The 22,581-nt window shown below is 34.9% G+C and carries 12 protein-coding genes and 1 tRNA gene; 8 read left to right on the top strand and 5 right to left on the bottom strand.

The annotated features are described in order from the left end of the window. Window position 1: 1 nt before the first annotated feature. The 5 genes from ACFO5O_RS10920 (at window position 2) to ACFO5O_RS10900 (ending at window position 13,966) form a co-directional block, all read left to right on the top strand. Window positions 2–2,713, top strand: coding sequence for a PorP/SprF family type IX secretion system membrane protein (locus tag ACFO5O_RS10920; RefSeq protein WP_387963691.1), 2,712 nt, complete (start codon window positions 2–4; stop codon window positions 2,711–2,713). Between the two features lie 5 nt (window positions 2,714–2,718). Next, entirely contained in the window at window positions 2,719–12,480 is a 9,762-nt protein-coding gene (locus tag ACFO5O_RS10915) for a T9SS type B sorting domain-containing protein (protein WP_387963689.1), read from the top strand. Window positions 12,481–12,492: 12 nt separating this feature from the next. Next, on the top strand, window positions 12,493–13,440 hold the full coding sequence (locus ACFO5O_RS10910; RefSeq protein ID WP_387963687.1) for a PorP/SprF family type IX secretion system membrane protein: 948 nt from the start codon (window positions 12,493–12,495) through the stop codon (window positions 13,438–13,440). A 41-nt stretch (window positions 13,441–13,481) separates the two neighbouring features. Then, window positions 13,482–13,850, top strand: a complete 369-nt coding sequence (gene folB / locus ACFO5O_RS10905) for a dihydroneopterin aldolase (protein WP_387963685.1) — start codon at window positions 13,482–13,484, stop codon at window positions 13,848–13,850. A 45-nt stretch (window positions 13,851–13,895) separates the two neighbouring features. Then, window positions 13,896–13,966: transfer RNA gene (locus ACFO5O_RS10900), tRNA-Cys, on the top strand. 62 nt (window positions 13,967–14,028) lie between these two features. Here the strand turns inward: ACFO5O_RS10900 and ACFO5O_RS10895 are convergent. From ACFO5O_RS10895 to ACFO5O_RS10880, 4 genes are all read right to left on the bottom strand, one after another. Beyond that, complete coding sequence (locus ACFO5O_RS10895) at window positions 14,029–14,706, bottom strand: LysE family translocator (RefSeq protein ID WP_387963683.1); 678 nt, start codon at window positions 14,704–14,706, stop codon at window positions 14,029–14,031. 41 nt (window positions 14,707–14,747) lie between these two features. After that, window positions 14,748–15,419: a head GIN domain-containing protein gene (locus tag ACFO5O_RS10890; RefSeq protein WP_387963681.1), complete on the bottom strand. Its 672-nt coding sequence runs from the start codon at window positions 15,417–15,419 to the stop codon at window positions 14,748–14,750. Window positions 15,420–15,449: 30 nt separating this feature from the next. Continuing rightward, the gene (gene rnr / locus ACFO5O_RS10885) at window positions 15,450–17,639 is read right to left on the bottom strand and encodes a ribonuclease R (protein WP_387963679.1); all 2,190 of its coding nucleotides are present in this window, start codon (window positions 17,637–17,639) and stop codon (window positions 15,450–15,452) included. A gap of 226 nt (window positions 17,640–17,865) precedes the next feature. Beyond that, window positions 17,866–19,332 (bottom strand): T9SS type A sorting domain-containing protein, encoded by a 1,467-nt coding sequence (locus ACFO5O_RS10880; RefSeq protein WP_387963677.1) that lies wholly within the window; start codon window positions 19,330–19,332, stop codon window positions 17,866–17,868. A 593-nt stretch (window positions 19,333–19,925) separates the two neighbouring features. Between ACFO5O_RS10880 and rpiB the strand changes: the two genes are divergently transcribed. Genes rpiB through ACFO5O_RS10865 form a run of 3 tightly spaced genes read left to right on the top strand, consistent with a single transcriptional unit; the run spans window position 19,926 to window position 21,715 of the window. Next, window positions 19,926–20,360 carry a ribose 5-phosphate isomerase B gene (rpiB, locus tag ACFO5O_RS10875; protein ID WP_387963675.1) on the top strand — a complete coding sequence of 145 codons (435 nt, stop codon included), beginning with the start codon at window positions 19,926–19,928 and terminating at the stop codon, window positions 20,358–20,360. After that, a complete protein-coding gene (locus tag ACFO5O_RS10870; RefSeq protein ID WP_387963673.1) occupies window positions 20,361–21,272 on the top strand; it encodes a cation diffusion facilitator family transporter in 912 nt (303 codons plus the stop codon). It begins immediately after the preceding gene. Then, a complete protein-coding gene (locus ACFO5O_RS10865) occupies window positions 21,272–21,715 on the top strand; it encodes a GNAT family N-acetyltransferase (RefSeq protein ID WP_387963671.1) in 444 nt (147 codons plus the stop codon). Before ACFO5O_RS10870 ends, ACFO5O_RS10865 begins: the two co-directional genes overlap by 1 nt. Here ACFO5O_RS10865 and ACFO5O_RS10860 read toward each other — a convergent pair whose 3' ends face one another. Further along, window positions 21,716–22,552 carry an OmpA family protein gene (locus ACFO5O_RS10860; RefSeq protein WP_387963669.1) on the bottom strand — a complete coding sequence of 279 codons (837 nt, stop codon included), beginning with the start codon at window positions 22,550–22,552 and terminating at the stop codon, window positions 21,716–21,718. It lies immediately after the preceding gene. Window positions 22,553–22,581: the final 29 nt, after the last annotated feature.

Below are 22,581 nucleotides of genomic sequence, written 5' to 3'. Positions count from 1 at the left end.
TATGAAAAAAATTACTTTCTTTTTTCTTCTAGTTTTTTCTGTTGGGCACCTCAGCGCTCAAGATGACCCTTATGTTTCGCTTGAAATTCCAGCTCAAAATATGCTGAAATTTAATAGGTTTATGATCAACCCAACGTTTTCAACGGTGAGAGAAAACAAATCTTATATAAATGTATACCACAGAAATCAATGGATACAATATGAAGATGCTTTCAATACTTATTTATTGAGTTATTCAGGCCGAATAGGTGACCGAACTGGATTAGGCTTAAGTTTATATCACCAGAGTTTTGGTACAATCTCAAACTTTGGGGTTCTTGCAAATTATGCTTATGGTATTCGGTTTTCTGATAACACAGTGTTTACAATGGGTTTCAACTTATCCTATTATAAAAGTGGTTTCGATCAAAATCAATCGGTGACAACTACTCCTGATCCAAGATTAGCTGAACTTGAGGGAAATTCGTTGTTGGGAGTACAGCCTGGGTTTAATCTGGCTATTGGTAATTTTGATATTGGGTTTTATGCCGAAAACCTATTTGATTACAACCTAAAAACAAGTAAATCATTGACTAGTTTTTCTGAAAAAACATTCTCTGGCCATTTGCAATACACTAAACAACTTAAAGATAGTGATGGTTTATTACAAGATGGGCGATTAATGCTTTTGGCAAGAGCTAGAAAACAGCCCGAAATAGATGTTAATTTAAGTGGAAGTTTAATTTTAGATCTTCCTAAATTAGGTTGGGTTCAAGGTGGCTTTGATGATTACTATGGTGTATCAATTGGTGTAGGGTTTAACCTTAACAGAAGAATATCTCTAGGATATACCTATGAGAGAGGTTTAAATAGTGCCACAGAAAATCTAGGGCCAACGCACGAAATCTCATTTGCTTATTCGTTTGAACCAAACTTAACCGATCAAATGGTTATAATGGATGACGGCTTTGATTCTATTGACACAATTGAAAATTCATTGGTAGATCAAAATTCTGAAGAAAAATCAAATAAAAATGATACAACCCTAACCAATGAAAAAGAAAATGCTGAAAATAAAACAACAAGCAATATTTCTATAAACCCTAATGAATACAAGGCGTTCAATAAAAAACAAAAGCCCATTTTATTGGCTAAAGATGCAGAAATTGAACAACTTAAAAAAGATCTTGAAGAGGCTAATATGCTCATTGATGAGCTATTGTTTACCCAAGATTCAATAGAAAAAGCTAGAGTTGCTGATTTAGAGCGTCGTTTTCTTCATTTAATGCAGTTGGTAAAGCGCACTTCTGAAGAGAATCCTTCACAAAACAATGCAACGTCACAGGATAATACTAATTTGAAAGGCTCATCTAAACAAATAAATGAGGAAAAATTAGCCTTAAGTACCACACCTCAACCGGTTTCACCGAAAAAAGAGATAGTAACAGAGGCTAACATTTCAAATACAACATCTGTAAGTAGCACGAAAGTTAAAGCTAGTCATGACCTGATTAAAAAGGAAATACAAAAAAACAATATTAAAAGCGAGTCATTATTTAACATTAAGGGAGTTGAAAGTGGTTATTATCTAATTGTGAACGTTTTTGGAACTGAAGCATACTTCAATAAGTTTATGAAGAGACTTTCAAATGATGGTATTGATCCAAATTCTTTTGTAAATCCGAACAACAAATGGAATTACGTTTATTTACAGCGCTACGACACTTGGCAAGATGCAGTTGCAGCACATAAATCTAAATTTAATGGTGCTTATGCTGATGATATGTGGATCATGAACGTCGATAATGGTGATGGTAATTCAGAATACGCTTACAATCAGAACAAACCAACAAGAAAGGTCGCTCAAACTTTAGTTGAGCAAAAAGGCATTCAAGAACAGAACAAAAACACCTCAAAAGAAGCAGCGTTTAATCAACCCATTGAAAAAGATGACGCAAACACAGTTATTTCTAAAAACTTAAAAACCAACATTTTAAGCAAAGAAACGATTACTACTTCTGCAAAAAAAGAAAGCGATGAGCTTTATAAAAAAGAGCTTAAGAAAAATAATATTAAAAGCGCTTCAATTAGTAATGTAAGTGGTGTAAGAAGCGGCTATTATTTAATTACCAATGTTTTCGGAACAGAACGATTCTTTAACAAGTTTGTAAAGGATTTAACTAAAAAAGGTGTGCCTGCAAATCACTTCCTAAACCCAAAAAACAACTGGAAATATGTGTATTTACAACGTTTCGATACATGGCAAGAAGCCATAAGTGCCCATAAATCCAAATTTAATGGTGTTTATCATGATGATATGTGGATTATGAATGTAGATAACGGAGACACAAGTGAGAACCAAAATAAGTCGATATCCCAATTAAATAACATTGGTTCTACCTCTGGTTTAAGTTCCGAAAACAGCACCTATGTAACTTTATCAAATAAAGGTGCAAGAGCGCCAAAAGTAGTTACTGACAAAATACATTCAATAGAACCAGGTTATTATATTATTGCTAATGTATTTTCTGAATCTGAAAACGCAGACTCTTTTATTAGCCATTTGAAAAATAAAGGTTTAGATCCTAAATCCTTTTTAAACCCAAAAAACAATTATCGTTATGTGTATCTAAAAAAAACTGAAACGTGGAATGCAGCTTTGCAGTTATACCATTCCAACCTCGAGCGTCAATATTATGAAGATATGTGGATAATGAACATTCTAGAGCCCTGATCATCATGACATCAACCTACCTACATACAGCCCAAAAACATTTACTTGTACTGCTTATTTTAATTTGTGGATCGTTTTCAGTAACAGCTCAAATAAAAGAAGCATTTGAAGTAAGATACCAAAACAATATTAGAGGGGATCTTCTTTTTATTGCAAATAATATTGTAAATAGAAATACTGTTGATCACGGGTTAAATACTCATAGTTATTGCGATCCTAATTTAAGTGATAGTGAATTACCAAATACTGAATACAATACTTTAGGAAGTACATCATTGTACAACGACTGTTTATATATGCAGTATATAGATATCGATGGAGACGCCTCAACTTTTAGTTCAAGTAGCGCATCATTAACGATACCTGATATTTCCTGTTCTAGAGTGCGATATGCCGGACTATACTGGGCTGCAAACTACCAATATAATGTTGGGGATGACAGCTCAAGTGGAAGAAATTCAGATTTTAATCAAATTAAATTTAGAGTGCCAGGTGGTAATTATGTTGATATTACTGCTGACGACCTTATCTATGATGGTTTTGGAGACGTAGATTTTGGCGCAACAAGTCCATATGCTTGTTATGCAGACGTCACAGATTTGGTTACTGCCTTGGCTAATCCTGAAGGTAATTATTTTGTAGGGAATATAAGAGCGAGTGAAGGTTATGTAGATAGCGGTGTTTCTGGCGGTTGGACTATGGTAGTCGTGTTTGAAAACCCTTCCTATCCCGGAAAATATATCACATCATTTGATGGTTTTGCAGGTGTTGCCGCAGGCAATACAACCGACATTGATTACAACGGATTTATTACACTCCCTGCTCCTTTTCCTGTAAGAGCAAAATTCTTGAGTGCAACATTAGAGGGAGATAATCGAATTACTGGTGACCAATTATCTATTAGAGCAAATAGCAATGCAGTTTTTACAACATTGGGTACAAATACGGCCACACAACCAAATTTTAGAAATAATTTTTTTGATAGCAATATCACATTTAACCATACCGTACAAACCAATCGTAACCCAAATAGTGTGAACACTCTTGGTTTTGATGTTGATCAATTTGATATACAAAACCCCTTCAATTCGGTAATTCCTAATGATGAAACAGGAGCTACTCTACGCGCAAGTAGTACAGGAGATCAATATTTTGTGTTTCTAAATGCACTTGATGTAGAAATTATTGAACCAAAAATCATTCTATATAAAAACGTAGAGGATTTGGCTGGAAATGATATTGCCAATCAAAATGTAACTTTAGGACAGCAGATTGAATATGTTTTGAATTTTGAAAACATCGGTAACGATGACGCTACTAACTATACCATTAGAGACGTTTTTCCTAACAATACTATTTTTATTGAAAGTTTATTACAGCTACCACCAGGTGTAACATATGTTTATGATCCTGTTCTGCATCAAATCACACTATCAATTCCTGATGAATTGGTTGAAGCAGGTGATCCTCTAGCCGAAATACGTATAAGGATGCAGATTGTTGAAACCTGTAGCGATTTACGAGATGCCTGTTCTAATATAATTCAAAATTTAGCGTATTCAACCTATCGTGGAGTATTAAATTCAAATCAAATTACAGATGACCCAAGTTTATCTGATTTTGATATTTGCGGATTTGGAGTGCCAGGTTCAACCAACTTTTTGATTGGTTTAGATGAATGTGACTTTGTACAAACTGTAGCTTTATGCGGAAGTGGTGCACAAATTACTGCTGGTAGCGGCTATGATACCTATGAGTGGCGAGACAGTAGCGGTAATGTTATAGGAAACACCCAAACTATTACTGTCGCTACGGCCGGAACTTATATTGTAACTAAAAGCGGCTCTGCGCCTTGTCAAAGTTTTGATGAAACTGTAGTAGTAACCAACTTTACCGATACGACTTCAAATCCTGTTATTCCATATGCCGATGAAGTTGTTATTTGTCCAAATGACGGTGACGAGCTTCCAAAAATATTCCTATGCGGTGTTAATGATAGCAGATTTATAGATACTGATATTACAAATGCCCAAAGCATTGAATGGCAAGTGCTCGATGAAAACAGCTGTGCTGCAATTGGAAATGATGATTGTGCAAATAAAGATAGTAGTTGCAGTTGGACAACACTTTCTACTTTAGATAGTTTTGATGCTACAACAGCCGGACAATATCGTATTGTGGTTTATTATCAAAATGGCTGCTTTAGTCGTTTTTATTTTAATGTTTACGAAAACTTATTAAATCCGGGTTACCAAAAAAAGGATATAGTTTGTAACTCTCCTGGAGAAATTTTAATAACAAACGTACCAACCGGTTACGAATTCCAATTGGTAAATCAAGTGACTGGGGCTATTTTGATAGACTATCAAACAAGTTCGTTCTTTACTATTCCAAATGCTGGAATTTATACTGTAAACATCAGACAAATCAATGTAGGTGCTGGGGCTTGTCAATTTTCAATTCCTGATATTGGTATTCGTGAACGAAATTTCCAAATGAATACCATTGTTACCAATCAATCGTGTAATGTATTGGGAAGCATACGTGTACAAGGTATAGATGTTCTGCCCCAATACTATTACGAAATAAGTAGAAATGGAACAACCATAGACACTTATGGCCCAACTAACAATAACGACTACACCTTTACAAATCTAACAGCAGGGATATATGATGTGACTTTAAGAACAGATGATGGTTGTATCCTTACGCGTCAAGTTGAAATTTTAAATGATTCAAACCTAGCCTTAACAGCAAGGGTTTCACAGCATATTACTTGTAGAGAGGGTAATATTTTAGTAAACCCATCGGGAGGCAAGCCTCCTTACCAATTCGCTATTTGGACTTATAATGGCGCAATTTTTCATCCAGGAGTTACTAATGTTAGTGATTTACCTGCTTCTGCTTTTCAAACGAGTTCAATTTTTGATATTTGGGATCCGGGAGATTATGTGTTTGTTGTTGTAGATCGATTTAACTGTTTTGCCTTTTCAAATGAAGTCACCATAATTTTAGAGCCTGCAGTTGAATACTCTATTTCTTCAACAGACGAAAGTTGTTTTGGTGCAAACGATGGGTCAATTACTATTAATGTTACCGATGGAAAGGGTTATAATGTTGATTTTAGTATTGATGGTGGTAATACTTATAGAAATCCAAATACATTTACTAATTTACCTCCTGGTACTTACACGGTTCTTATTAGGGCCACAAAAGCAGGTTATTCCTGTCCTTATCCAGAGACCATAACAATCGCTCCGGCACCCGAATTGTTTGGAGATGCCGAAATAACACAGCCCTATACTTGTCTTAACGATGGTGAAATACAAGTCATATCTGGATCTGTTTCTGGAGGAACACCACCTTATGAATACAGTATCGATGGTATAAACTTTTCAACAAATACCGTATTTAGCGGATTAACAAACGGTACATACACAGTAACTGTTCGCGATGCCAATGGATGCACAATTGTAACAGACCCAATGACACTGGATGCTCTTAATCCGCCAACGGATTTAACATTCAGCGCAACTCCTTTAACCTGTCCAGCATTAACCTCTGACATTACTGTTAACGTGGTTGGTGGAAACACGCCTTTCGTTTATGAGATTATTGCCCCTGCTGCCAATGCTATTAACAATGGCAATAATAATGTATTTACTAACTTGGGGCCAGGTACTTATACGTTTTTAGTCACTGACGATAAAGGTTGTAATATCACTGAAAATTACACCATAAATACGATTCCTCAAATTCGGGTAAATGGTCAATTAATAAGCAATATCACCTGTTTTGGAGATAATAATGGATCGATAAATTTTGCGGTTTCCGGCTTTGTGTCAACATACACTTATACAGTACAAAACTCGTCTAGCGCCATTGTAAATAATGGTACTATTGTTAGTGCTGCTACAATTTCATTAAACAACTTAAGCGCTGATACTTATACTATAAACGTAACAGATGATACTACCAATTGTACTGATACGGCTATAATTAGTGTTAGTGAGCCGCCAAGTGTCTTGGATTTTACCTTTACAGCTACGCTTATTGACTGTAACAGTCTTGCCAGAATAGTTGTAAATGCAACTGGAGGATGGGGTGGTTATACTTATCAATTAGAAAATGCTACAACCTCAACCATTGTTCGCCCATATCAAGGAAGCAATGTTTTTGATAATTTAAATGCTGGAGACTACATTATTTATGTTCAAGACGCCAATGGTTGTGTCGTTACAAAACCGCATACAATTGATCCCGCTATTAATCCATCAGTAACAATTGCTGCAAATTCTGTTTGTATTGATGGATCAATTATCACAATCACCGCTACAGGAAGTGGTGTGGCGCCATTGCAATATAGTTTAAACGGAAGTGCCTATCAAAACTCTAATATATTCAATATAACCGCTTCAGGAAGTTACATAGTAACCGTTTTAGATGCTAATGGATGTACAGCTACATCTAACACTATTACTATTGCAGATCAAATTAGTGCAACTGCTCAATTAGTTAAAGATTTAGACTGTTCTGCATCACCAGACGCAGAAATGAACGTAACTGTTAATGGTGGAACTGCACCTTATACATATCAAGTGTCATTTAATGGAGGCGCATTTTCGACTGTGACTTTACCATACTTTACATCAACACCCGGAAACTATCAGTTTCTGGTAACAGATGTTGAAGGATGTCAAGCTTTAACAAATGTTATTACCATCAACCCTATTACTAATCCTTCTGCTGCCGCAACTGCGACAAACGTACAGTGTAATGGTGATGCAAACGGCGTTGTAAGTATAACTATAGATCCGAATTTTGGAACACCTCCTTATCAAGTGAGTTTCAATGGAGGGTCTTATAGCTCTCAAACCACCTACGGAAACCTTACTGCTGGATCTTATAATTACACCATCAGAGATAGTAAGCTTTGTGTGTTTTCAGATACTGTAACCATTACCGAACCTAACGCCTTAACAGCTTCATTAACTGCAAACCCAACTACTTGTGGTCCTGGTGGCACAGTTGGTGGATCTATAGATGTTACCTTAACAGGTACAGGTACTGCGCCTTACAATTATTATTTATATGATAGCAGTAACATTTTAATTGATAGTTTTGGTGTGACTACAGCAACCTCACATTCATTTCTTAATCTAGGATATGGCTACTACTACGTAGTTATTATTGATAGTAATAATTGTGATTTCCGTTCTCCAAGAACACAGGTTGAGTCGCCTCCATTTTTAAATTTAACAGGGCAAGTCATAGCTTCAGATTGTATTTCAGGAGGAACCATGGAAATAACAGTAACTGGAGGAACAGCACCTTACACTTTTAGTATTTATGGTTCAGGAACCCCTCCTACTACCGTAGTTGGAAATGTAGCTACATTTACAGGGTTAACTCCCGGAATCACATATATTTTTGAAGTAATAGATGCTTCTGGATGTTCTGCCTATTTAGATAACCAATTTGTTGCTAGTCCATCTGCTATTGCAGTAACCCTAGATAGCACAACCAATGTAGATTGTAATGGCGCAAGTAACGGAAGTATTGACTTTACGGTTAGTGGTTATGATGCAACTGTAACTGATATAAATTATGATGTGCTATATGCCTCAAACAATACCATAGTTCCTGGTTTTAGCGGAACACTAACTGGTCCTTTAGGTGGTCCCGTTTCAGGTACGATAAATGGATTGCCTCCTGGTGATTATGTGCTCTTAGTTGAAGAAAATTCTGGAACAACATGTTCTGCAACAATTTCTTTTAGTATTACAGAGCCTTTACAGGTTTTAGGATTGATAGAGGTTTCAAATACCAATGCAAACTGTAATTCTGGAGCCCAAGTTGTTGTGAATGCTTTTGGTGGAACGCCGCCTTATACATTTGCTTTTGTTGAAGATAGCGTTATCCCTGTTATTGGCGATTACTCTAACAACAATTTTGCTTCGTTGGATCCGTCAATTAATACCAACTGGGACGTGTACGCTCAAGACGCTAACGGTTGTGAAACTTTTATTGATGTTACAATTGCCGCCGACACTCCGCCATCCTTAACCCTGCCTCCTTTTGCAGATGATCAGTGTAGTTCAAATGGCACATCATATACTTTTACTGTAACACCCGGCGCCGGCATGATTGCTCCTGTAAGCTATAGTATTGGCAATGGTTATCAGTCAAGCCCAACATTTACGGTTTCGGCTCCTGGTACTTATACAGTTACTATTCGTGATGGCAATGGTTGTACGGCTCAAGATACTCTGGTTATTTATCCACTATTAACTGTGCTTGCAACTGTTGCAGCGCAACCTTCATGTACCGACAATGATGGAACAATTACCGTTAATCCTTCTGGAGGAAGCGGAAGCTATACTTTTTCTCTGCTTGATAGTTCTATGAACCCTACACCTTATGTGATTTCGGGAAGTGACTTTACCGGTCTTCCTTCAGGTGATTATTTTGTTGAAATTACCGATGCTGTAAGTTCATGTACATCACTAGCCCCTATTTCATTGGAATTAGCAACACCAGTCGTGTTTACGTTAAATACTCAAGATGTTTCTTGTAATGGAGGTGGAGATGGTTATATAGAGGTTCTTTTAGATGCTTCAAATGACAATCCCCCATATACCTATATGTTAGACGATGGTTCAACAATCATAACTCAAAATAACCCATTATTCAACAACCTATCTGCTGGAAATTATACGATAACTGTCACATCTGGCAGAAACTGCATGAACTCGCAATTTATCACTATTGTGGATCCTGCTGCTGTGAACGCCACAGCAACAGTAACTCCATTTGCTTGTGCTGCTGATAATAGCGTAAACACAGCAACATTAACCATTATTGCTACTGACGGCACTCCTGGGTATTTATACAGTATAGACGGTGTTAGTTTTTTTACATCAAACACTTTTGACATTATAGATACTGGAGTTAACCAAACAATTACCTATACGGTTAGAGATTCAAACAGTTGTGAGTTTAGTGATGTAGTTACCATCAATACTTTAATTCCAATAACGACTAATATTACGGTTGATAACCCTGTAAGTTGTACAAGCGGAGAGGTTATTACTATTACTGCTAGTGGTGGTACTGGTGATTTCACTTTTGAGATTTTACCTGCAGGAAGTCAAGCCACCCAAACTGGAACTTCTGCGACATTCACATTACCACTTATTAGCGATTATACCATTAGAGTTACCGATAATACTACAGGTTGTTATGTTGATGCTAATCACACTGTAAACCCATACCCATTGATTGATGTTGTTGCAAGTGTAGCTACTCCAGTAAATTGTTTTGGTGACACAACAGGGGAAATTGCCGTAAATATCACGAACTATTCCGGACCATATACTTATGATCTAATTGATTCAAGCGGTGCAACATCAAGTTCTGGCTCAGGAGACACTTCTACGGCTCTTATAATCACAAACGTTCCGGCAGGAATTTATACCGTGAATATTACACAAACAAATTCACCTTTCTGTACAGAAAGTTCAAATGCTGTAACCGTAACTTCACCTGATAGTGCAGTGGCTGTGGCATTAAATACAGCTGCTGAAGTTACTTGTAATAATGATGGAGGCGCTTTAACGGCTATTGGTTCAGGTGGTACACTACCTTACGAATACGAATTGGTAAATACAACAACATCACAAACAATTCAATCATTTGGTAGCAATAATAGTTTTGAAAATCTTCCTTCAGGAGACTATTTAGTAACTATTCGCGATGCTAATGGATGTACATCGACGGCTAGCGCAACCTTAACTCAGCCTGTCCCTATTTCGGCATCAATTAGCGCAACACCAACAAGTCTTCTATGTTACGGAGATACCAATGCAAGTGTTTCTGCTATAAATGTTACAGGAGGACAAGGTGTTTATCTTTATATTTTAAATTATGCTGACGGAGCAACGGCTGGACCTCAACAAAGTAATGTATTCAATAACTTGGGTGCCGGAACCTATAGTATTACCATATCGGACGGATTGAATTGTGATTTCACCACTCCTACGGTAACAATTACAGAACCAACTCAAATAGTTCCTACATTAATTCAATTAAGCGGATTGACATGTACTAGTGATGGTTCATTGCAATTGTCTGCTATTGGAGGAACGCCTCCTTACCAATATAGTTCTGATGGTATTAATTATATAGGAAGTTTTAATCCTTCAATTACAATATCGCCAGTAAGTCAAGGTGCGTATCAATATTATGTTAGGGATGCTAATGGGTGTGAGGCAAGTATCTCCAATCAAGTAACAATTGATCCTGTTGATCCATTAACAATCAATATAGACCTTACAAATGCGGTTATCAACTGTACTGGAGATGCAACTGCAGTAATTGTGGCTTCTGCATCTGGTGGACTAGGCAACTACACCTATGAATTGCTAGATAGCCCAACGGCCATTACGCCTTTACAGGGGCCTCAAACTACAGGTACATTTACAGATTACCCAGCAGGAACGTATTACGTTCGAGTGGTAAGTGGCGACTGTTTAGAAGTATCAGCTCCAATAACAATAATCGACCCACAGCCATTAGTAATCGATACACAATCGGTTACAAATGTAAATTGTTTGGGGCAAGATGATGGAACAATTACGGTAGAAGCAAGTGGAGGAAATGGCATCATCAAATATGCTATTTCGCCAAACTTAGATCAATTTGATACTGTAAACACGTTTACAGATTTGGCTCCAGGTAGCTATGAGGTAATTGTTCAAGATGAGAACGGATGTTACATTGATTTAATATTTGATATAGTTGAACCGTCACCATTGAATGCTTCGGCTATCACTATCGTATCTGAAACTTGTGCAGGCGATAACGACGCCTTCATAGAGGTTGAGGTTACAGGTGGTACAGCTCCATATTTTACAAGCTTAAATACTCAAGACGACACTAATTTTGTTCAGGATCAATTTGCATTTAGCAACTTACCAGGAGGACAAACCCATGTGATTTTTGTACGTGATAGTGGTGGTTGTGATGCTTATGTAATTGTAGATGTGCCTGCCACAGCCAATGTTGATGCTGCTCTGGAAATAGAGAACCTTTGTGTTAATAACTCATCTACAAACTCTGTAACTGTAGTTTTAGATGATCCAAATTTAACTGGCGTTACCTACGCTTTAGACAACGGAACACCACAATCTCAAAATGTGTTTAACGATCTTATTTCAGGTGATCACTTTATAGAGGTTATTCATACTAGTGGTTGTAGTAAAATTTACGATTTCAACATTCAGGCCTATGAACCTCTCGTGCTTACTTTAGCTGAAACTAATATTAATGAAATTACAGCAGTAGCAACTGGTGGAGCTGGAGATTATGAATTCTTTTTCAATAATATTTCAACAGGAAGTGACAATGTTTACCGTATAGGTCAAACAGGGACTTATAATGTGCGTGTTGTTGATGCCTTAGGTTGTGAAGCAGTAGCTAGTATTTACGTTGAATTTGTTGATATTTGTATTCCTAATTTCTTTACGCCTGACGGAGATGGTAATAATGATACTTGGGCGCCTTGTAATGCGTATGGTTTCCCAAATATAATTACTAAAATTTATGATAGATACGGCAGGGTTGTAGCGCGATTAAATAGAGTTGAATCGTGGGATGGTCGCTATAACGGTAATGAGCTCCCTACAGGTGATTACTGGTATGTAATAACCTTAAACCAAAGTAACGATCGTAGAGAGTTTGTAGGACACTTTACGCTATACAGATAAACTTAACCCGACATGAAGAAGTATTTAATTATTTTATTTATAGTTTTTGGTTTCGGGGCTTCTGCTCAAGAAGTTTATCTGCCTACCCATACCCAATATTTGGCCGACAATCCTTTTGTGATTGCGCCAACTTATGCTGGTATTGGAGACTACATTAAAATTAGGTTAAATGGTCTCACCCAGTGGGTAGATATTAAAGATGCGCCAGACACACAATCGTTAGTTGCCGACACTCGATTAGGTCAGCGATCAGGTGTGGGGGTTTTGTTTTACAATGATAAAAACGGTAATACTAGACAGCAAGGTGCCCGACTATCGTTTGCTCATCACTTAATGCTTAATAAGCGAAATGACAAATTTCTTTCATTTGGAATTTCTTATAATTACAACTATTTCAGAATTGATATTGAAAACTTTGATCCCACAATTCCTGATCCTTCAATTGTTGATGACAGGGCTTTAGGGAATCATAATTTCGATGTTGGGGTATTATATAGAAAAGATGCTTTTTATTTTAGTTTTACCGCTGCCAACATTCTAAACAAAGATGCTAAAAACTTTAGTATTGAAGAGCCGAATCGCTTAAGACAATATATGTTCTACACAGGATATGTGTATAAAAACCCACGAAATAAGAATATTGAAATTGAACCCTCCATGCATTTTCAACTATTTGAAAGTGATGGCCGCTCGGTCACCGATTTAAGTATAAAATATAGAAAGCTACTTAGAAACGATGATTATTTTTGGTTTGGACTCTCATATCGTTTTTTAAACGATCAGTTCTTAAAACCGCTAAATGTGGGACCTATGTTCGGCATCTTAAAGTCTAAAGTATATTTTGCCTATTCGTATCAGGTTATTGCCAACGATCTTATCAATTACAATTCAGGGACACACATGATTACTGTTGGATTTGATTTATTCCAAGGCATTAGTAATTGCCCTTGTACAAAATAATCTAAAACTATTAATATATTTGAGGCCTAAATTTAATGGCTTTGGGAATAATAAAGGTTGAAAATATAAGAGTTTTTGCTCATCACGGTTGTTTAAAAGAAGAAACAAAAATTGGTAGTGACTATAGGGTTGATCTAGAAGTAAAAGCAAATTTACAACAATCGGCAAAGTCTGATTTGTTAAGAGATACAGTTGATTATGTACTTTTAAATAAAATTGTACGAGAAGAAATGCTTAAACCAACCCATTTGCTAGAAACCGTAGCAAAGCGTATATTACTACGTGTTTTCGATGAAGATGCGCTAGTAGATGAAGCAACGGTTTGGGTAAGTAAGTTAAATCCACCAATTGGTGGTGACGTGGAGAAAGTAACAGTTAGAATGACCGAAAGGAGAAAAAACAAACTGTAAATGGTGTAGAACATATATTTTTTTTACATTTGCTCTCCCATAAATGGCATCATGGCCGAGTGGCTAGGCAGAGGTCTGCAAAACCTTCTACAGCGGTTCGAATCCGCTTGATGCCTCAAAACCCTCAAGATTAACTTGGGGGTTTTTTTATTTGCATCATTTAGTGGTGCATTGGCGCTTAATTAGGTTTGATTTGCTCCAATTTTTCTTTAAGCCGCTCTTTTTCTTTTGGAAAAAATCCTTGTACCAATAACAAAATGCCGAAACCGAAAATTGTTAAGGCTATAATCTTTTTAGTTTTAAAAATACGTCGCGGAGTAAGTTTGCTTTTTAAGGTTTTTGCTACTACAATTTTGATTAAATCCACTAAAAAGTATACGATTAATATTGTTGACAAAAACGTAATCACCCCTTCTTGAGTGTTAGTGATTGAATTAGCAATGATTATAAAACCCAACCAACCCAACAACACGCCAATATTTATGAAATTTAAGAGAAAGCCTTTTAAAAACAGTTTACCGTAATTCTTTTTAAATTCAATTCTGTGATATTCCTTGGCAATAGATCTAAACGATTTAGAGGTTTTAATAAACGAAATCAATCCGTAAATGGCTAATAATACTCCTCCAAAGATTAAAAAATTAGGATCATCCTTAATTTTATCCATTAGCTTGTTGGTACTATAAAAAGCAACGACAATAAACAAAATGTCTGCTAAAATTACACCTAAATCGAAAATCAATGCGCTTTTAAACCCTTTTGTTGCACTAGTTTCGAGCAGCACAAAAAATACCGGACCTATGGTAAAAGCTAGAATAATACCAAAGGGAATAGCCGATAAAACATTGTCAAACATAAAAGGGGTTTATGACACAAATTTAGGAAAACTCGGCGGATTTAATTCATCCGTTTTACACGTCCTCCTAGAGCTGTGTTCTCATTAACAATTTCTGGATTACCATAAATATAAACATCACCACCAATTCTAATCTTAACGTCTACTTGTTTTGATGCGTTAATATAGGCCTCTCCGGCAGCGACAATACTAACTTCAGTTAGTTCAGTACTCACTTTTTCAGCCTTATAAATTCCGCCTGTATTAATCGTTACTTTTTGTTTTTTAGAGCTTCCAATAAGTTCAATAGTTGATCCAGTAGTTGACTTAATATCTAAAAAAGATGTTTTTATAGGTGCATTAATAATACTCCCTTCTTGCGCCTTAACTATGAGATCAAATTGTTCAATAGGCTCGTCTGAATAAATATAGGCGCCTTCATTAGCATCAAGTATGTCAACATGGGTGTAATATAATTTCACTTTAGTTTTATTACCATCAAAGCTCTCCTCAATATTCATTCTAATTTTTAAGACTCCATTTTTATTGACTGCGACAACATCACTAGCATTTCTGCCTGAAATACTCACTTTATTCTCATTTGACTTAATAAGTTGAACTTCTATTAAATCATAGGCTTTTAATTCTTTAAACTCACCAACTGTTTTTTCGATTGGGTTTTGTGCTCCCAAAATACCCGAAATAAATACGAGTAAAACAACAAATGTTCTCATGGTTATAAATTTTAAAGATTGAATCAAAAATTATTCCTCTTTCTTACCGATTAGGTTAAAATCGAGATGCTTTTTCACTAAATCGGCGTTTTTCACTTTTACAATAACTTCATCGCCTAACTGATACATAGTTTTCGTATTCTTACCAACCATGGCATACTGTTCATTATCAAATACATAGTGGTCATCTGTCATGTCTCGTACACTAACCATGCCTTCGCATTTGTTAATAATTATTTCAATATAAATACCCCAATCTGTTACTCCTGAAATTACACCAACAAACTCTTCATCATTGTGATCTTGCATAAATTTAATTTGCATGTATTTAATGGAATCCCGTTCAGCTTTTGTGGCCAGATTTTCCATATTACTTGAATGCACACATTTGTCTTCATAAATGGTTTCATTGGCTGATTTTCCACCATCAATATAATGCTGAAGTAAGCGATGTGCCATAACATCTGGATAACGACGAATTGGTGATGTAAAGTGACTGTAATAGTCAAACGCTAAACCATAATGACCAATGTTTTGTGTTGTATATTCAGCCTTACTCATACTTCGAATGGTTAAGGTGTCTACAAGATTTTGTTCTTTTTTACCATTGACTTCTTTTAGTAAGTAGTTCAAAGAACTTGTTGTAGATTTTCTATCTTTTAAATCGAGTTTATAACCAAAACGCCCTACAATATTTTGTAAAGCTGCTAATTTCGCGTCATCTGGCTCATCATGGACACGATAAATAAAAGTCTTTTTAGGTGACTGTTTTCCTATAAATTCAGCTACTTTTTTATTAGCTAATAACATAAATTCTTCTATTAATTTATTAGCGTCCTTACTGGTTTTAAAAAATACACCAACCGGATCATTATCTGAATTTAAATCAAACTTAACTTCGACTTTATCAAAGGAGAGCGCTCCATTTTTCATGCGTTCACGACGCATAATTTTAGCTAGTTCATCTAATTTTAATACAGCATCTGCAATAGGTTGAGGTGTTTGGTATGCATTTCCATTAAGAGAAACTTCAGCTGGAATGGTATTGGTTTTAGACTCAATAATGGCTTGAGCTTCTTCATAAGCAAATCTGGCATCACTATACGTAACTGTACGACCAAACCACTGTTTCTTTATCTCTGCCTTATCATTGATCTCAAAAACCGCAGAAAAGGTATATTTTTCTTCATTTGGTCTCAATGAACAAGCGTTATTAGATAAAATTTCGGGTAACATTGGTACAACTCTATCTACTAGGTACACTGACGTTGCTCTGTTATAAGCCTCATCATCTAAAACCGTCCCTTCTTGCACATAATGAGACACGTCTGCAATATGTATTCCTATTTCATATAAGCCATCTTTTAAAACTTTAAATGATAAGGCATCATCAAAATCCTTGGCATCTTTAGGATCTATGGTAAAGGTTAACACATTCCGCATATCGCGACGTTTTTGTATCTCCTCTGGGGTTATTGATGTGTCGAGCTTATTTGCAAAATCTTCAACTTCATGTGGAAATTCATATGGGAGTCCGTATTCGGCAAGAATTGCGTGTATTTCAGTATTGTGTTCGCCTGGTTTTCCTAAAACTTTAAGCACTTTTCCGCTTGGAGAATCGGCCTTTTCTGGCCATTCTTCTAGAGAAACCAATACTTTATCACCTTCTTCAGCTTTATTAATTTTGTTAATTGGTACAAAAATGTCTTTATACATTTTTGTACTATCGGCAACCACAAAAGCATAGTTTTTATGGATTTGTATAGTACCTACGTATTCACTTTTAGCGCGTTTTATAACTTGAGTGATTTCTCCTTCTAGTTTACCTCTTTTTCGGCGTGTATATGCATAAAATTCTACTTCATCACCATCTAAACCATGATTAATGTTATTAGAAGCAACAAAAACATCTTCATCAAAATCATCAGAAATAATATAGCCTGATCCTCTTGATGAGAGATCTAGAATACCTGAATGGTATTCGGTTGTTACTAAAGCTTTAAATTTGCCTCGTTCTATTTCTTCAATTTCCTTTTTTGCTTTAAGTTGCTGAAGCTTTTTAATGATTTGATTTCTGCTACTGGCATCATTTACACCAAGAATAGCCCCAATTTGTTTATAGTTAAAAGTTTTGTTTCTTTCTTTTTTTAAAATACTTAAGATTGTATTTGTAAGGTTTGAAATCTTGTTGTTTGATTTCCTTCTTTTCTTTCTAGTCATGTATATTATTAATCATTTATTCTGCTTAACTGAATTGAATTATGTATTCGGGCGAATACCTATCTACTTTTGAAGTGTCAATTATCATTATGAATTCTTTTAAATCAATTCATTAAGATGTATACAAAACTACGTTTTAAATATTAAACTAACATTTAGTTAGTATTAATTTAAGAAAAAAGACTCGCAAAATTGCGAGTCTTTTAAAATTATCATTAGCTTATTCTTATTTAATAATAACTTTTTTTGAAGCTTTTCCATCTTCAGTAATTACTTCTAAATGATATATTCCAGAGGTTAAGTCTGAAGTATTAATTTGTTTCTCTTGGGTTGAAACTAATAATTGCCCAACTTGATTATAAAGATTGATATTTTTTAGAACCTTATTATTGTTTAATTTAACATTAACCATAGTTGTTGCTGGGTTAGGGTAAACTGTAAAATTGTTTATTTCAAAGTGTTTAGTTGATAAAACCGAGTTTAAATCAAAAACTCGTACTTGTCCAGAATTACTACCATTACCATCATTATTTGGAGCCCCTATAGCTACCGTAGAACCATCAGACGCTAAACTTACAGACCACCCAGACCAATCATTAGCAGCTTCTCCAGCTATACTAGACCCAATTTGAGTCCAAGTATTAGCAATATACTTATAAACTTTAACCACACCAGAACTACTCCCGTTAATATCATTACTGTAAGCACCTACAGCTAAAATAGTGCCATCAGACGATAAACTTATTCCTTGACCTGATTGATCATTTGCTGACTCTCCATCTACATCTTGTCCAAGTTGAATCCAAATTCCAGCTTGGTTTTGATAGACTCTAACATGACCTGATTGTGGGCCAGTGCCACTATTGTTTGTTGCACCAATTGCAACTATACTCCCATCATTTGATAAACTAACACTATAACCTGATTGATCACCAGGATTTTCACCATTAATATCATCTCCAATTTGAACCCAAGTTCCAGCCTGATTTTGATATATACGCACATGACCAGAATCTGTACCAGTACCATCATTATAGGTTGCGCCAACCGCTAGAATAGAACCATCTGAAGATAAACTTGTTGACCATCCTGAAAAATCAAAATTTGCTTCACCTTGAAGATCTTGGCCAACTTGAACCCAGGTACCTGCTTGATTTTCGTAAACGCTTACACGACCTAAAAATTCTCCGGGTCCACTAAATCCAATAGCACCTATAGCTAAAAAAGAACCATCATCAGATAAACTAACAGACCATCCAGATAATGCATAACTAGCGCCACCATTAATATCCTGTCCTAATTGTACCCAAGTACCAGCTTGATTTTGATATACCCTAACATGACCTGAACCTTCACCACCACCATTATTATTTGTTGCTCCTATAGCAACAATAGAACCATCAGCTGATAAACTAACACTATAACCTGATAAATCTCCTGCAGCTTCTCCATCAATATCTTGACCAATCTGCGTCCAAGAATTAGCAATGTTTTGATACACTCTTACATGACCTGAATCATTTCCATTTCCATCATTAGCATATGCTCCAATAGCTAATACTGAACCATCAGCAGACAAACTTACACTATAACCAGAATAATCATTAATCAGTTCACCATCAATATCTTGTCCTATTTTTGTCTGACTAAAGACTAGAAAAGGCAATAAAAAAAGAAATAATATCCGTTTCATAAAAGTTTGTTTTTTAATAACATACGAAATATACTGAGTAATTACGTTATAACGTCTTTTTATTAGTTTTTATCGATGAATTTCATATTTTTTATTATATTTTAAAGTAATTTCTTACACATAAGTTATTAACCATATATATAATATCACTAAAAACTTTTTTAAAATTTAAAATTAAAATGATGATTATAATAGTATGTTAATAGTTGCAATAACTTTTTACTCTTAAATTTTGATAACTCGGTATTGACATATTACTAATAAGTAATGAACACTATATTTTTATATAAATGGTTGATTTCTATTGCTATTTTAATTGATATTAACAACTGTTAACATCGTATAACTATAAACTTTATTTAATATTTATTTTAAGATTTAGTGTTTATTTATAGGAGTTGAATAGCTTATAACTTATCTAAAAAAAGTAATTAAATGATTTGTATTTATGAAGTTAGATTTTGATTGTAATTTTTTACGAATAATAAAAATTTATTTTTGAGTTTCTAATCAATAGATATTAACAAGTAATTAGTATAGTAATTGACATTTGTAATTCGTAATTTTATAACCTTATTAAAAGAACTCATTTTATGAAAATATCTATTGGAAATGACCATGCTGGTACCGAATATAAGAACGCAATTGTAAAGCACCTTGAAGCTAAAGGTATACAAATTATAAATCATGGTACCAATACTAATGATAGTGTAGATTATCCAGATTTTGTACATCCTGTAGCTAATGATGTTGAGAATAATAATGTTGATTTCGGTATTTTAATTTGTGGGAGTGGTAATGGCGTAAGTATGACTGCTAATAAACACAATGGTGTTAGGGCTGGGCTTTGTTGGACTAAAGAAATTGCTGCATTAGCTAGACAACATAATAATGCTAATATTTTAAGTATTCCAGCTCGATTTACAGCTCCTCAACAAGCTATTGAGATGGTAGATACTTTTTTAGAAACGCCGTTTGAAGGAGGACGACATCAAAAAAGAGTAGATAAAATTCCATTGAAATGTTAAATGGGTCATTCACATCACCATAATCACTCACCAAAAGATGTTAAGGATAGAAATTTATTAATTTCTATTTTACTTAATATAGTTATAACTACTGCCCAAATTATTGGAGGCATTATTTCTGGTAGTTTATCTTTATTAAGTGACGCACTTCATAATTTTAGTGATGTACTTTCTTTAATAGTAAGTTATGTAGCTTCTAAATTAGCCAAACAAAAAGCATCAATTAACAGAACATTTGGTTACAAACGTGCAGAAATATTAGCAGCATTTATTAATGCTTCAACCTTGGTAATCGTCGCTATACTTTTAATAATTGAAGCCGTAAAACGATTTAAAAACCCACAAGAAATAGAATCAGGCTTGGTGATTTGGCTATCATTAATTGCAATTGTAGCTAATGGATTAAGTGTGTTGTTGTTAAAAAAAGACTCTACTAATAACATCAATATTAGATCGGCTTACTTACATCTACTTACAGATATGATGGCTAGTGTGGCTGTTTTAATAGGTGGCTTATTAATGAAATTCTTTCAATTATTCTGGGTTGATAGCGTACTTACGTTTTTAATAGCTCTGTATTTAATTTGGGTAGGATATGATTTATTAAAGACTTCTACGCGAGTATTAATGTTATTTACTCCAGATCATATTGATGTAAAAGAAGTAGTTAGAGCAGTACATAAACTTCCAAAAGTAAATAAACTTCACCATGTTCATATTTGGGGTTTAAATGATGATGAATTTCATTTAGAAGCACATCTGGATTTTACCGAAAATATAAGTATCTCTGAATTTGACTTAATACTAAATCAAATAGAAGCTATTTTACATGATCAATTTCAAATAAATCATGTTACCATTCAACCCGAATTTAATAAACAAGATCCAAAAGAAATTATAGTTCAAGACTAATGTTAGACTTTTCAATAAAAACGTTTCAAGATTTATCTAATCAAGACCTTTACGATATTTTACAATTACGAAGTGAAGTTTTTGTGGTTGAACAAAACTGTGTCTATCAAGATTTAGATGGAAAAGATCAGAAGGCTTTACATGTGATGGGCTATAAACAGAGAAAATTGGTTGCTTATACCAGGCTTTTTAACGCTGGCTTATATTTTGATGAAGCTAGTATAGGAAGGGTTATTGTTGCTAAAAACGAACGACAACACAGCTATGGTTATGACGTTATGAAGGTTTCTATTGAGGCTATTAAAACCTATTATAATCAGTCGAGAATTAAACTTTCAGCCCAATGTTATTTAAAAAAGTTTTATAATAATTTAGGATTTCACGAAGTGGGAGAAGAGTATTTAGAGGACGGAATTCCTCACGTGGCCATGCTTAAAAATTAACTATTCGCTTTTTCCAGCATAGGTAATCAAAATTTCTACGCGCCTATCGTATTTAGGTTCACCGCCAAGGGGAAATTTTCGACGCATTCCAACATATTTCATACGCCGTGTGTCTACCCCTTTTTTAGCCAAGTAATCATAAATAAATTTAGCTCTGGATACAGATAAATTTCTTTGATTAGTGGCACGATCTATAGCGTCTCTACTATTTTGTGTGCAGCACACATGACCCTGAATAGTAAAGTAAATATCAGATCGGGTTAACAAAACTTCGGCTAAATCCTCAAGAGTTTTTTTAGATTCTGGTAAAATAGCACTGTAGCCTGTTTGAAATAGAATATTTTCTAGCTTTATCTTATCTCCAGCTTTCAATTCACCAGTTAAAATGGTTTTGATATCTTTTTTTTCAGGTTCTACTATTTTACGTGGTGGATTGTAAGGCATTACAATAATTTCCACTTTTCTGTTTAAGCCCCGAATCTTACTAATATCAGCCTCTTTGACTAGTTTAAGCAGAATTTCCCCTTTTCCATCAACGTTGGTTATTTTAGATTCATCAAACTCATTATTCGAAAAAATTTCTTTGATTGAGTTGGCTCGATTTTGAGACAGCACCATGTTATATGAATCACTACCTCTATCATCAGTAAAACCATAAATAGCTATTTTTTCAATATCAACACCTTCTAATTGTGAAAAGAACAATAACAATCTATACTGCTCGGTTGGAGGGACTATGTATTCATCGGTTTCAAAATAAACCTCATGTCGATATTCTGCTACTTGAGCAGAAATCAACTGCGTTATTAACATTAAAATAAACGCTAGTTTTTTCATTAAAAGGGGTGCTATTACGACTTAAATAT

The organism is Geojedonia litorea, from assembly GCF_042654525.1.
GTDB classification, from domain to species: Bacteria; Bacteroidota; Bacteroidia; order Flavobacteriales; family Flavobacteriaceae; genus Geojedonia; species Geojedonia litorea.
This window is presented reverse-complemented; position numbering and strand designations above follow the sequence as displayed.

Coding starts and splice junctions, on each gene's coding strand:
- ACFO5O_RS10920 (WP_387963691.1), top strand. CDS start 2: ATGAAAAAAATTACTTTCTTTTTTCTTCTAGTTTTTTCTGTTGGGCAC.
- ACFO5O_RS10915 (WP_387963689.1), top strand. CDS start 2,719: ATGACATCAACCTACCTACATACAGCCCAAAAACATTTACTTGTACTG.
- ACFO5O_RS10910 (WP_387963687.1), top strand. CDS start 12,493: ATGAAGAAGTATTTAATTATTTTATTTATAGTTTTTGGTTTCGGGGCT.
- ACFO5O_RS10895 (WP_387963683.1), bottom strand. CDS start 14,706: ATGTTTGACAATGTTTTATCGGCTATTCCCTTTGGTATTATTCTAGCT.
- ACFO5O_RS10890 (WP_387963681.1), bottom strand. CDS start 15,419: ATGAGAACATTTGTTGTTTTACTCGTATTTATTTCGGGTATTTTGGGA.
- rnr (WP_387963679.1), bottom strand. CDS start 17,639: ATGACTAGAAAGAAAAGAAGGAAATCAAACAACAAGATTTCAAACCTT.
- ACFO5O_RS10880 (WP_387963677.1), bottom strand. CDS start 19,332: ATGAAACGGATATTATTTCTTTTTTTATTGCCTTTTCTAGTCTTTAGT.
- rpiB (WP_387963675.1), top strand. CDS start 19,926: ATGAAAATATCTATTGGAAATGACCATGCTGGTACCGAATATAAGAAC.
- ACFO5O_RS10870 (WP_387963673.1), top strand. CDS start 20,361: ATGGGTCATTCACATCACCATAATCACTCACCAAAAGATGTTAAGGAT.
- ACFO5O_RS10865 (WP_387963671.1), top strand. CDS start 21,272: ATGTTAGACTTTTCAATAAAAACGTTTCAAGATTTATCTAATCAAGAC.
- ACFO5O_RS10860 (WP_387963669.1), bottom strand. CDS start 22,552: ATGAAAAAACTAGCGTTTATTTTAATGTTAATAACGCAGTTGATTTCT.